10 protein-coding genes are annotated in these 12,655 nt (G+C 35.6%); 4 read left to right on the top strand and 6 right to left on the bottom strand.

Features of this window, described 5'->3' with window-relative positions; genetic code table 11:
• Nucleotides 1–6: 6 nt before the first annotated feature.
• Genes BALOs_RS09205 through trmFO form a run of 4 tightly spaced genes read right to left on the bottom strand, consistent with a single transcriptional unit; the run spans nucleotide 7 to nucleotide 4,379 of the window.
• The gene (locus BALOs_RS09205) at nucleotides 7–1,083 is read right to left on the bottom strand and encodes a hypothetical protein (RefSeq protein ID WP_115363250.1); all 1,077 of its coding nucleotides are present in this window, start codon (nucleotides 1,081–1,083) and stop codon (nucleotides 7–9) included.
• Nucleotides 1,084–1,094: 11 nt separating this feature from the next.
• On the bottom strand, nucleotides 1,095–2,060 hold the full coding sequence (locus tag BALOs_RS09210) for an NAD-dependent epimerase/dehydratase family protein (RefSeq protein WP_205570947.1): 966 nt from the start codon (nucleotides 2,058–2,060) through the stop codon (nucleotides 1,095–1,097).
• A 19-nt stretch (nucleotides 2,061–2,079) separates the two neighbouring features.
• Nucleotides 2,080–3,012: a DMT family transporter gene (locus BALOs_RS09215; protein ID WP_120404988.1), complete on the bottom strand. Its 933-nt coding sequence runs from the start codon at nucleotides 3,010–3,012 to the stop codon at nucleotides 2,080–2,082.
• Nucleotides 3,012–4,379, bottom strand: coding sequence for a methylenetetrahydrofolate--tRNA-(uracil(54)-C(5))-methyltransferase (FADH(2)-oxidizing) TrmFO (gene trmFO, locus BALOs_RS09220; protein ID WP_120404989.1), 1,368 nt, complete (start codon nucleotides 4,377–4,379; stop codon nucleotides 3,012–3,014). The genes BALOs_RS09215 and trmFO overlap by 1 nt, the downstream gene beginning before the upstream one ends.
• A 114-nt stretch (nucleotides 4,380–4,493) precedes the next feature.
• Between trmFO and BALOs_RS09225 the strand changes: the two genes are divergently transcribed.
• The 4 genes from BALOs_RS09225 (at nucleotide 4,494) to BALOs_RS09240 (ending at nucleotide 9,509) form a co-directional block, all read left to right on the top strand.
• On the top strand, nucleotides 4,494–6,248 hold the full coding sequence (locus BALOs_RS09225; protein WP_120404990.1) for an NAD+ synthase: 1,755 nt from the start codon (nucleotides 4,494–4,496) through the stop codon (nucleotides 6,246–6,248).
• 40 nt (nucleotides 6,249–6,288) lie between these two features.
• Nucleotides 6,289–6,930 carry a hypothetical protein gene (locus tag BALOs_RS15340; RefSeq protein ID WP_205570948.1) on the top strand — a complete coding sequence of 214 codons (642 nt, stop codon included), beginning with the start codon at nucleotides 6,289–6,291 and terminating at the stop codon, nucleotides 6,928–6,930.
• 61 nt (nucleotides 6,931–6,991) lie between these two features.
• Nucleotides 6,992–7,261 carry a hypothetical protein gene (locus BALOs_RS09235; RefSeq protein WP_115363260.1) on the top strand — a complete coding sequence of 90 codons (270 nt, stop codon included), beginning with the start codon at nucleotides 6,992–6,994 and terminating at the stop codon, nucleotides 7,259–7,261.
• A 79-nt stretch (nucleotides 7,262–7,340) separates the two neighbouring features.
• Nucleotides 7,341–9,509 (top strand): APC family permease, encoded by a 2,169-nt coding sequence (locus BALOs_RS09240; protein WP_115363262.1) that lies wholly within the window; start codon nucleotides 7,341–7,343, stop codon nucleotides 9,507–9,509.
• Nucleotides 9,510–9,523: 14 nt separating this feature from the next.
• On the opposite strand, the gene BALOs_RS09245 is transcribed toward BALOs_RS09240, so the two are convergent.
• Both BALOs_RS09245 and BALOs_RS09250 read right to left on the bottom strand, forming a co-directional pair.
• The gene (locus BALOs_RS09245; RefSeq protein ID WP_120404991.1) at nucleotides 9,524–10,978 is read right to left on the bottom strand and encodes a sensor histidine kinase; all 1,455 of its coding nucleotides are present in this window, start codon (nucleotides 10,976–10,978) and stop codon (nucleotides 9,524–9,526) included.
• Nucleotides 10,979–11,171: 193 nt separating this feature from the next.
• Entirely contained in the window at nucleotides 11,172–12,638 is a 1,467-nt protein-coding gene (locus BALOs_RS09250; protein WP_120404992.1) for a HAMP domain-containing sensor histidine kinase, read from the bottom strand.
• Between the last annotated feature and the right edge of the window lie 17 nt (nucleotides 12,639–12,655).

The following is a 12,655-nucleotide window of genomic DNA, read 5'->3' on the forward strand; positions in this document are numbered from 1 at the left end:
AATATTCTAAGCTTCACAGCATGAGTCATTTGACTTTGATGCCTGTGAAGCTTTCTTTGCCTCTAGCTCATCACAAATCTTTTGAAATTCTCGATGAAAGATATGTTTAAACTTCACCATCTCGTAATTAGCTGAAATGCCATGACGCTTTTTAGGATCTTCTTCAGGTACATCTAAGGCCACTGGAGTTGTTTGTGTAAAGAAGTCATCGTTAAGTTTATGAACACCAAGACCAAATGGTAAGAACTTATTTCCAATAGTGAAAACAGGGCGTCCACAACTTAGTGCCTTAAGGGCAAAATGTGGGAACTTCACTTCAGTATCAATGACATAATTAGCACCAGCATAAAGAGGAGCTAGCTCGCCTGAGCACTTATTTCCAAAAAAGAATTGAGGATACTGGCCAAGAAGTTCACCTAAATGATCTTCTTTACCAATGAATTTAAATTTATGATCTTTATAAGTTTCAATAAAAAGGCGTGCTTCTTCAATACTTAGAGGTTCACAATTTATTAAGAAGTAATCCCTTTTAAACATGCCCTCAGGTAATACTTTATAGTCTTTGAGAGATGTTGCCGGTGTTACCTGTTTTGCATTTGGAAATTGAGATAAGATATATTCTTCATTAGTCCAAAGAGTGTCGGCCCTCTTTAAGTACTTCATTTGCTTTGAACGAACAAAGGAGCTAAAAAATCTTTTCAAAAGAGAAAGGTTTTTCTTACCTTGATTAATGTCTTCAATGAGATAAGTAAATAGATGGGTCTTATCACAAACCTTGATTTCTTGTGAAAAACCTCGAGAGAGATTGACAACTAAATCAACACTACAAGGTATAAATAGTCCCTGGGCAGCTCCATGAATAAGATGAGACTTATCAAGTAGTTCATCCCAAGACTTAACCATCTTGCTTAAAAAAGTTGAATGAATTTTACGTTGCTCAACTGGCCCAATGACCTGCCCCTGTCTATGTACAAGTGTATAGAGTTCAACATTTTCACCAATTACACCCATCATTGTTTCAAGACATTCAATATAAAAGTCTCTTTCAACAACAGCATCACAACTTACAACAACTTTTAGCATATATTTCTCTTCTACTTTTTGTATTCTCTAAAGAATTTTGCCGTTCTCTCAATCCCTTCAGCAAATGTTACTTTTGGTAAATATCCTAATTTCATAACACGATTTATATCTGGTCTTCTACGCTTAGGATCATCTTTTGGTAATTCTTGATAAGTTAATTTTGAAGATGAATCAAGAGCATCAACAATCAACTCCCCTGTTTCTTTAATTGAGTACTCATCAGGGTTTCCAATATTATATGGCATATGATCACCAAGCATTAAAACGTGATCAATAGCATTAGCAAGATCCGTCACATAACAAAATGATCTCGTCTGACTTCCATCACCATAAACAGTAATATCTCGTCCTTCTAAGGCTTGATTGATAAAGTTTGGAATAACTCTCCCATCATCAGGACGCATTCTTGGCCCATATGTATTAAAGATACGAATAATTTTTGTATCCACATTATATTTTCGACGATAAGTCATTGTTAATGCTTCAGCATAACGTTTCGCTTCGTCATAGCAGCTTCTTGGACCAATTGGATTTACATGACCAACATAATCCTCGGTTTGAGGGTGAATCTCTGGGTCTCCATAAACCTCAGAAGTTGATGCCTCTAAGAAGCGTGCCCCATGATCCTTTGCAAGCTCTAATAAGTTTTGTGTACCAATCGAATTTACAGTCATAATTTCCAAAGGAATAACCTTAAAATCAATTGGTGAAGCTGGAGAAGCAAGGGATAAAATATAATCGAATTTTATATCTCCGAAATCTGGTAGGCCATGAGTTATGTCACATTCCGTAAAGTGGAAGTTTTCATATTTAGATAGTAATTCAATATTTGACTTAGACCCTGTAATAAAATTATCTAAACCATAAACAGTAGCACCTTTATCTAAATATAATTGTGCCACAGTAGAAGGAACAAATCCGGCTGCACCTGCAATTAAGAAATTCTTCCCTTTGTGATCCATTGGTAATTCTAACATCTATATATTCTCCGTACTTTTAATAATTCGTTTGTGCTTCAAGACGTTCTTGTTTTCGATTGGCCAATTGTAGCATTGTGGAACTTAACAGTAAAAGTATACCACCTGTAATCTGAACAAAGCTCAGCTTTTGATCAAGGGCAACCCAGTTAATAATCACAGCAAAGAATGGAAATGACATTTCGGCCAAAGTACAAACTTTTGCCGTTACCAAGCTTAGACCTCGGTAGTAGAAATACATACCAAAAACACCTGATATTAGAGCGAGTACACTAACTTTTGCCCACAACTCCATTTGAAAGACAAGGCCAACATCATTAGCGGCCATAAATGGAATAATTGCAATGAAACCAACGGCAAAACGAATGGCCATAACTTCTTTTTCAATCCATCCCTGTTTGATTAAATACTTTCCAAAAACTGTCGCACTCCCCCAACTTATGACTGCAATTAAGGCAAGACAAAGTCCATACAATGATGAGCGATCAAAGCTCAATTTTCCTGTTTTAATGAGGTTGATTGCACTAACAATATCATAATAACTAATTAAGATAGCTCCTAAAATAGCTAGGAGCGCCCATACAAGAAATCGTTTAGTGATTTTTTCTTTTAGAATTATATAGGCAAGACTTATGGCCACAAATGGTTGTAACTTCTGTAGTAAAATAACAAGAGAAGGGTTTATAAGTGAGAAAGACTTTGTAAAAGACAATGTAGCAATTGCTGAACCCATTGCTCCAATTATGAGAAAGCATAGAAGTTCAAATGCCTTCATTCTCATGATTTTCTTTCTTGCCGCATAAAGACCAGGTAAGAAAATAATCGTTAAAAACAAATGCTCACCGAAGACAATAATTTCACTACTCTTATACTTATAAAGAAGAGGATATCTTATAAGAGTATCAAGGGCCCAAATAAAGCAGGCAATTAGAATGAAAATTAATCCTTTCACTACTTATTATATTCCTTCATAAAGTTATCAAATGACTCTTTGGCACGATCTGATGCCAATTGTTTTTTTACTTTCTTTCTATTTTTACGATCACGTCTTTGCTCCTTTGTAAGAGCAACCGGTGGTAGTAATCCGAAATTAATATTTGATGGCACAGGCTTTGGCACAGTCATTACATAGTTTACGAGTGCTCCCATTCCTGTTTCAACTGGAAATGGCCTTACTTCTTCACCTCTTAATTTCTTAAGTAGTTGAAAAGCAACATAAAGTCCCATTGAAGCAGACTCAGTGTAGCCTTCAACACCAGTTATTTGACCTGCAAAGTAAATATTTGGGAACTTCTTAACACTTAAATCAAAGTCTAGAAGAGTTCTTGAATTGATAAAAGAGTTTCTATGAACAGAGCCAAGATGAAGAAAACTAGCGTTTTCAAAACCAGGGATCTTACTAAAGACGCGTTTTTGCTCAGGATATTTTAGACGAGTTTGGAAACCAACCATATTAAAAGCTGAGCCAAGTAAGTTTTCACGTCTTAATTGTACACAAGCATATGGTAGAGAACCATCAGGAAGCTCAAGTCCAATTGGTTTCATACAAGAGAAACGGGCCGTATCAACGCCACGCTCGGCCATGATATCAACAGGCAGGCATGACTCGAAGAATTTATAATCCTCAAAGTTTTGAGCTGGTACTTTTTCGGCCTTAACAAGCTCAGCAATGAAGTCTTCATACTGTTCTTTATTCATTGGAGCATTAAGATAATCTGCCTGCTCCCCTTCTTCTTCACTTACCGGCTTATGGCGATCTTTATAATATAGTTTTGAGTAATCCAGACTATCGCCATCTACCACTGGGGCAATAGCATCATAGAAATAAAAGTCATCATCAGAGATATTCTTAACAATCCAATTCGAGAGACCTTCTGTTGTTAATGGACCAGAAGCAATAACACATGCATCTGCTTCATACTTTGCCATTAACTCTTGTGGATCACTTGCGTCCATGGCCACAACTTCAATATTTTCATGATTATGAAGGCGATCAGTTACTTCTCCAGAGAATCCATCACGCTCAACGGCAAGAGCATCCCCTGCTGGAACTGCATGCTTGCGAGCACAATCAAGGATGATTGATCCAAGTGCATCCATTTCGTATTTCAATAGTCCGTGGCCAGAAGCTGGATTCATTGATTTTAAAGAATTGGTACAAACTAACTCGGCAAAAGCATCAATCTTTTGTGCAGGATTCTTCTTAACAGTTTTCGATTCGACTAAGACAACCTTAACACCTTGATTTGCTAGAAAGTTTGCTGCTTCACTACCGGCCATACCGGCACCAATTACTATAACTTTGTGTGAGTTAGACAATTTCAACCTCTTTAATATACTTATATGATGATATAGACCTTATATATGCAAACATGCTATAAAGTCCATTAATTACCAGTATTTAAGTATTATTATTAACATAGAGACGACGCAATGCAAATAGTCATTCACCAAACAGATCACACAATTGGCAACTTTACACAAATTTACAAATACATAGAAAACCTAACGAGTTCTGAAGACTTTCAAGATAATATACATATCTTTCCTGAAACATTTCTTTCAGGCTATCCTCTTCAGGATTTAGTCCTACAAAAAACATTTATTCGCCAATACCATGAGCTTTTACAGGCCCTGAGAGATTTATTTGCAAAGATAAAGCTTTCAGATAAAACGGCGCTTCTTATTGGTGGGCTACGCTACGAATTTAAAGATAACGCAGATATTCCTTCAAATATCTATAACGTTATTTACGAAGTAACAAAGAAATCAAATTTCAATGATATTTACACAAAATGTCTTCTTCCAGATTACGATATATTTGATGAATCTAAATATTATACACCTGGGAGTGCCCCATGTATCTGGTCTCATGCAGGATGTGATTTCGGCCTACTTATTTGTGAAGATATGTGGCATTCTGAACAATATGCTGTTAACCCGCTACAAATGCTAATGGATGAGGCCAATGGCAAAGAGTTGAATGGGATAATCAATTTTTCAGCTTCTCCATGGAATATCGATAAAGAAGAAAAGAGAATTAAGCGTGCCAGCGAAATATCACGAGTATTTAAGACACCATTCTACTATGTGAATAAAGTTGGTGCAGAAGATGAAATCATCTTTGATGGTGCAAGTTTTGTCGTTAATGAAACACAAGTCATTGCCAAAGCAAAATCCTTTAAATCAGACCTTATGAAGGTTGAGATTGCCAAAAAATCAAAAATTGAGAATCTTGGAGTGGCCCCTGTTGGTGCTAACTCTTGGGAGTCATTATTTGGGCCACATATCGAAAAGATAAACGGAAAAATGAGCCTTAAAAAGCTCAGCGATGACAAACTTGATGCTATTTTAGGTGCTTTAAACCTAGGTTTACAAGATTACGCTAGAAAGTGTGGCATGAACAAATTCTTGGTAGCTCTATCAGGAGGAATTGATTCGGCACTTGTTCTAACGCTTGTGAAGTTATTTCTAAAGCCGGGCCAAGAAGTTGAGGCCATTTATATGCCAAGTAAATTCTCCGCATCACTAAGTTGGGAAATTAGTGATAAATTATGCAAGAATCTTGGAATTAAATTACATAATCTACCAATCAAATTCCTCCATTCATCTGTGCAAAACCTCTTTAATGATAACCTCGACCCATTAGAAGGCCTTGCAGATGAAAATATTCAATCGAGACTACGAGGCTCCTTACTATTTGCTCGCTCAAATCAAACAGGTGCCATGGTTATAAATACATCAAACAAGTCAGAGTTAGCTGTTGGTTATTCGACTCTATATGGAGACTCTGTTGGTGCTATTAGCCTATTGGGAGATCTCTACAAAAGTGAAGTCTTTGCTCTGGCCAGACATATCAATAAGAATTTCAATGATATTATTCCAGTTGAGGTTATTGAAAGGCCACCAAGTGCAGAATTAAGGGCCGATCAAAAAGATGAAGATTCTTTACCTCCATATGAAACACTGGATATGATATTAGAATCATACCTTTCTTATCGCTACGACTTACCAGATCTTCTTAATTTAGGGTTAAACAAAACTGAAGTTGAAAGGGTGATAAAATTGATATTAAATAGTGAGTACAAAAGGCAACAATTTTGTCCTATACTAAAATTGAAAGACAAAAGCTTTGGTTTTGGTCGACGAGTGCCGATATGTAAGAAGGTTGATTTTAATCTCGGATAACAATAGTGATTCGAATACGCATACTAAGAGGAGTAATGAAATGAATAAAGCCTTTGAAAGAGTTCTTAGCTCATTTGATGAAGTTAAGTCTATGGTTGATGGAGTTATGGCAAATAAGTCCGTTAAAGAAGTTGAAAAAAATGTAAAAGACTTTATTGGCCAAGTTGAAAAAGAGGCCAAAAATGTAATGGATAAAGATATTCCTCGAGTAGTGAAAACGTTAAAGAAAGAAGGTCAAAAAGTTGAGAAGCTTGTTGATTCAACAATACAAAAAGAAGTTAAAGCTGCTAAGAAATACCTAGATGGACATATCAAAGATGTTCAAAAGCTTCAAAAACAGCTGGATAAATTTCTTAAAGATGAAATGAAAAAAGCTAAGAAAAAGGCTTCAAAAAAAGTGAAAGAAGCTGAATCAACTATAAAGAAAAAGGCCAAGCAAGCAACAGGCCTAAAGAAAGCTGCTAAAAAGAAAGTAGCAAAGAAAAAAACAACAACTTCTTCTGCAAAGAAGAAGACAGCGAAGAAAGCTGCCAAAAAAGCTACTTCAAAGAAGAAGGCAACTGGTGTAAAGAAAGCAGCAAAGAAAACAGCCAAGAAAGCAGCAAAGAAGACAGCAAAGAAAAAAGCCAAATCTTCGACTTCAAAAAAGAAGTCAACTCGCCAATCAACAAGAAGAGCTTAAAATTGTAAATGATTAAAACCTGGGCAGAGTCCTACTCTGCCCTCATATATAAGGTGCAGTCATGGAAAAAAGTCTCAATCAACATATTCAAAAACTTCTTCCGAAGTTTAAACAGTCTAAAAAAACAGAAATCAACCATTTATTACCTAAGGTTGCCACTATGAGTGAAAAAGAGCTCAGAGAAGTTCTTCACAAGATGGCCGGTAGTTTCTCCTGTTATAACTTCCTTCAAATAGGCTCTACACTAAAGGCATTTGAGATGGATCAGCATCTTGACTCAAAGCGTGATCGTGTAAAGAAGGCGCTAGAAGAGATATTGCGAGAATTATAGATAACGTAGTATTTTTATTAACATTCCTCTTTATTTAAGGGATAATGCACACTTAATTACCCTAATTAGAGAGGATTATTTGAAGAAGCTTGAAAGAAATTTAGGGCTATCATCAGTCATTTCCATAAGTATTGCATCAATGCTCGGATCAGGTATTTTTGTCCTACCAGGTCTAGCTTTTGAAGTAACAGGTCCATATGTTTGGATTTCATATTTAATTGCAGCACTATGTGTTCTACCTGCAGCACTGTCTAAGTCAGAACTTGCGACGGCCATGCCTGCCTCAGGTGGAACTTATATTTATATCGAAAGAACTTTTGGGCCAATGGCCGGAACAATTGCAGGCTTAGGTCTTTGGATCTCCCTACTTTTAAAAGCGGCATTTGCCCTCATGGGTTTTGGTGCATACTTAAGTACATTGACAACAAGCTTCGATCTAAAATACCTAGCGTTATTCCTAACAGTTATCATCACTATTTTAAATATTATTGGTGTTGGTAAAGTTAGTGGGCTACTCATTGCTGTTGTCATTACATCAACTCTTGGGCTTACTATTTTAAATATTGGAACACTTTCAACCGCTACCGTCATACCGGGGATTCCATTTTCATTCTCACATATGGATAGCATTTTATTAGCTTCAGGACTTGTTTTTATCTCTTATGCAGGAGTGACTAAAGTTGCTGCTATTGCAGAAGAAATTAAAACACCTGAGAAGAACCTCCCAAGAGGAATTCTTTTATCACTACTTATTGTGACGGTGCTTTATTGTGTAACGACACTTGCACTTGCTAAATTTCTACCTATTGATCAGTTAAAAAGTAACTTACGTCCAATTTATACATTGGCCCAAGTATTTGGTGGTAATACATTTGCAACAATCATGGCCATCTTGGCCATCCTTACTATGACTTCAATGGCAAATGCTGGGCTTCTTGCAGCATCACGCTTCCCTTTTGCCATGAGCCGAGACCACTTATTTCCAAAGTCCTTTGGCCATATTCATCGTAAATTCTTAACACCTGTATGGAGTATTCTTGCATCAGGGATTATTATTGCTTGTGCTATCTATTTCTTAAATATTGCAAAAATTGCAAAACTAGCATCTGCATTTATCCTAGTGCTTTATATGTTTGTAAATATAACTGTCATAGCTTTACGAGAAACACATATTCAATGGTATAGACCGACTTATAAATCACCATTTTATCCATATATACAAATTTTTGGAATCATCTCAACTTTCTACTTATTAGTAATGATGAAAGATCTTGCAATTATTGGTCTTGTCTCAATTTCAGTACCAGGAATTTTGATATACTTCTTATATGCAAAAAGTCGTGTTAACCGCAAAGGAGTACTTGGAATTCGTGGAAAGAGAAAGGATCTATTCGATGATACACCAAACTTCTCACCAACAATGCACTCACTTGGCCGTTGTGAACTTGACCAAGATGCCAATGTCGTAGTTGCCTTGGTTGGAAATGAAAAATCTCCAGAGATGCTCATTGATATTGGAACTTCTCTTGCAGATGGAGAGCAAATAGAGGTGGCCCATTTAACAGAGGCGCCAGAACAATCAGACCTGAATGATTTTACAGATGAAGATCCTAATCTTCGTTCATTAAGACGACGTGTTGTTGCAATGGCCATTGAAAAAACAACACCTATTAACTTTGATCCTATTGTTACACACGACCTTTCTAAGTCAATTTTTGAAATTGGACAACGACTTCACTGTAATTGGTTATTCATGGAGTGGAAAGGAAGACTTCGCGGTACATTTACAACTCAAAGTCCAGTTGCGTGGCTGCGTTCACACCTAAGCTGTCACCTAGCAATTTACAGAGATAAAGGAGTAAGATACACAAGAAAAATTCTTATTATCCTTGATGAGAATTCTAATGATGAAGTACTTGCACAAGCAGCATATCATATTGCAAAAAATAACAATGCAGAGCTCACTTTTGTATACTTAACAAATAAAGACTTGGATATTAGCGAAACATCAAACTTAGAAAAGTACATTAGAGATCTCTCTGATGAACTTGATGTAAGAGCGGTTGGTCACATCGAGCACTATCAAAATAAGATTGAGAAGATTGAATCTCTAAGTGTTGAATACGATCTTCTATTATTCAACACAAGTACTAATTATAAGTGGTATAACGTCTTTGGTACTGAAGATGATAAGATTATTGCTCAAGCTTCTTGTTCTGTTTTAGGTATCCATACAGCACCAGCATAAAGAAGCAATAATGACTAAGAAGGATTAACTTGAGGCAAGCAAATCCTAAATGTAGTGTATTCACTTTCAGTATCAAAACTGATAGCTCCACCATGATCATTTATAATTCCTTGGCATATATTTAGACCAAGTCCCGTCCCTTTCGTTCTGCCTTTTGTTGTATAGAAGCGATCAAAAATTTTCGTTGCTATTTCTTTATCAATTCCAACACCAGAATCAATAACATCTAGATAAACTAGGCCGCTGTGATCAAAGAGATTTAACTCAATCCATTGATCACTTAACTCATCAATAGCGTCAAAAGCATTATTAAGTAAGTTAATAATGACTTGGATAATTTCAGAAGAGTTTATATTTACCATGTCGTTATCTGAATCATTAGAGAATACAATCTTTAACGATTCATCAACTGTCGCAGTTTTAAAAAGAGCAATTGAATCATGGATAATAGACGAGAGACTTGTATGCTCTCTTTTTGAACGGTCATCATGAGAGTAAATTTTTAAAGAACTTACAATATTTGAGATACGATCCTTTTGCTCTTTAATTGAATTGATCTTTTCCCTTACTTGTTCAATCGTAAAGTCAGCACCTCTTTTAGAAATTGACTGCGCCTGTAATTCAATAATTGCAAGAGGGTTATTTACTTCATGAGTAATATTAGCTGCCATTTGCCCAAGAGCTGTCCACTTTGACATTTTTTCTATTGCAGACTTTTGAGATTCTATTTCTCGATTTCTTAAAACCTTTTCAGTTACCTCTGCTGTGCGATCCAAATAATACTTTCCAAGAGCACCAAAGTCATGAAACTCCATTGAAGATTCATAATAGACAAGACCGCGATTAGCTACATTAAGTTTTACGATATCAGTTATAACCTCTCCGGGATTTTCAGTGGCCTTTTTCACACGATCTTTAAATATTTCTAAGACATTACCATTAATAAGAGAACTTATATGCTTACCTACAATTGGTTTAATATCCCAATCCTGATCAGTTTTTGAAATATAGACGAAATTTAAGTCTTCATCAAAAACGGCAAAATAATCATTACTTTTTTCTACAATTTCTCTTATTAAGTAATTAGTTGAAGTAGTGGAAAGCTGTATTTCTCGTGGTTGAATCTTAGTAACACAAAACCTGTCCCCTTCTTCAGAGGTAAAAGGTAAAAAAGTCGTATCCCAATTAATTTCTTCTTTATCTAAACTGTCTTTAAGTACAATGACTGAACTTGTTGAAATACCTTCAAGGGCATTATTAATACCGTTAATAATTTTATCTAACTCACTACTTGGAAAATGGTCCTTGTAATAATCATAAACTGGCATTTCTTTATAATTTTCATAAAAACTCACCAATGTAGAAGACATGTAGAGAAATTTTGATTCAGAATTAATGACGGCCATACGAATATTTTGATCTTCGTAATTTCCGTATTTAAAAATATCAATAAGCTCATCGACTTTCATCTTACCTACGTACCAAAGAATAAATATTGACCATTTGTACCTCTAAACAATATTCGATTACAAGTAATAAGTAGTTATTACACACCAGAAAAAACCATGTAATACACTGCCAAGGGGCTACCAAAGGGAATACTAGAAGGGCATTCAGGTATCGATGCTACTAAAGTTTAGTTTTAAAGGGGAACTTGAAATTCTAGTTTAGTTCAACACTAGGAAAAGTTAATGAGAAAGTCGTATGCTCGGCATCCTTAACATAAGAGATATGGCCACCATGATCATTCATGATCTCTTGGCAGATATTTAATCCCAGGCCAGTCCCCTTCTTTTTCCCCTTCGTTGTATAGAAACGATTAAAGATCTTACTGGCTAACTTAGGCTCAATTCCATGGCCACTATCGATTATATCAACATAGACCTTATGATTACTATCATCCAAATTAATTTCAATCCATTTATCTTTCAAATCAAGAATTGCATCGTGAGCATTATTTAAAAGATTAATAAATACTTGAATAATCTCGGATGAATTAACCATTACGATGTCATTATCAGAATCATTCGAGAAAACGATCTTTAAGTCTTCGTCAACAAGAGCAGTTTTAAAAAGAGCAATAGAGTCATGAATAAGAGACGAGAGACTTACTGACTCTCTTTTTGAACGATCATCTTGAGAGTATATATGAAGGGAGCTAACAATATTTGCTATTCGATTCTTTTGTTCAGCTATAGAGCGAACCTTCTCAAGGACTTGTTCAATCTTTAAGTCCTTGCCTCTCTTTTCTAGAGCTTGAGTTTGTAATTCAATAATTGCAAGTGGATTATTTACTTCATGTGCAATATTAGCGGCCATTTGACCAAGAGCTGTCCATTTAGACATTTTATCAATCGTTGCTTTTTGAATTTCAATTTCACGATTTCGTAGAACCTTTTCTGTAACATCAGAAGTACGATCAAGATAATAACAACCGAGTTGATTAAAATCATGAAATTCAACTGATGATTCTAGAATTAACTCATTACGAGACTCATCATCAGAACTCATATCAATAGTGACAATATCAGTAATGACAACGCCTGGATTTTCTTTTGCTTTTTTATAACGCTTATAAAATTTTTCAAGAGCTTTACCAGAAATAAGATCTGAGATATGTAGCCCTAAAGCAGACTCGTCACGCCACTTTCCAAGAACCTTTGAAACATAAACGATATAAAAGTCCTTATCAAAGACAGTGAAAACATCAGAGCTTTGTTCAACCATTTCACGAATAAAGAAATTTGTAGAACTTGTAGTTAGATTAACTTCATGAGGTCGAATCCTCGATAATACATAGGTATCACCTTTATCATCCACAAATGAATTAAAGTCCACGTCCCAAGTGATTTTTTCTTTATTTAACCGATTCGTTAAAATAGCCTGCGTACATGAGGGTTCCCCATTTAAGGCCTTAGCAAAGCAGTCTTTAACTTTTTTGACTTCTGAATCAGCAAGGTGACCTTGATAATATTCATAGACAGTCATGCCCACATAGTTTTCAGTGAAGCCAAAAAGAGTGGTGGAAACAAAAACAAAACGAGCATCTTTATCGAATATAGCAATGCGAGAATTTTGATCTTCAAAATTTCCGTATTTTAATAATTCGATAAACTTCTCTAAGTTCATACTTCCCTAAGGTTTAA

The sequence above is a fragment of the Halobacteriovorax sp. BALOs_7 genome (assembly GCF_003612895.1).
Lineage (GTDB): Bacteria > Bdellovibrionota > Bacteriovoracia > Bacteriovoracales > Bacteriovoracaceae > Halobacteriovorax_A > Halobacteriovorax_A vibrionivorans.

What these genes read in the sequence shown, in the direction of transcription:
- BALOs_RS09205 (WP_115363250.1), bottom strand. Translation starts at nt 1,083, where the DNA reads ATGCTAAAAGTTGTTGTAAGTTGTGATGCTGTTGTTGAAAGAGACTTT.
- BALOs_RS09210 (WP_205570947.1), bottom strand. Translation starts at nt 2,060, where the DNA reads ATGTTAGAATTACCAATGGATCACAAAGGGAAGAATTTCTTAATTGCA.
- BALOs_RS09225 (WP_120404990.1), top strand. Translation starts at nt 4,494, where the DNA reads ATGCAAATAGTCATTCACCAAACAGATCACACAATTGGCAACTTTACA.
- BALOs_RS15340 (WP_205570948.1), top strand. Translation starts at nt 6,289, where the DNA reads ATGAATAAAGCCTTTGAAAGAGTTCTTAGCTCATTTGATGAAGTTAAG.
- BALOs_RS09235 (WP_115363260.1), top strand. Translation starts at nt 6,992, where the DNA reads ATGGAAAAAAGTCTCAATCAACATATTCAAAAACTTCTTCCGAAGTTT.
- BALOs_RS09245 (WP_120404991.1), bottom strand. Translation starts at nt 10,978, where the DNA reads ATGAAAGTCGATGAGCTTATTGATATTTTTAAATACGGAAATTACGAA.
- BALOs_RS09250 (WP_120404992.1), bottom strand. Translation starts at nt 12,638, where the DNA reads ATGAACTTAGAGAAGTTTATCGAATTATTAAAATACGGAAATTTTGAA.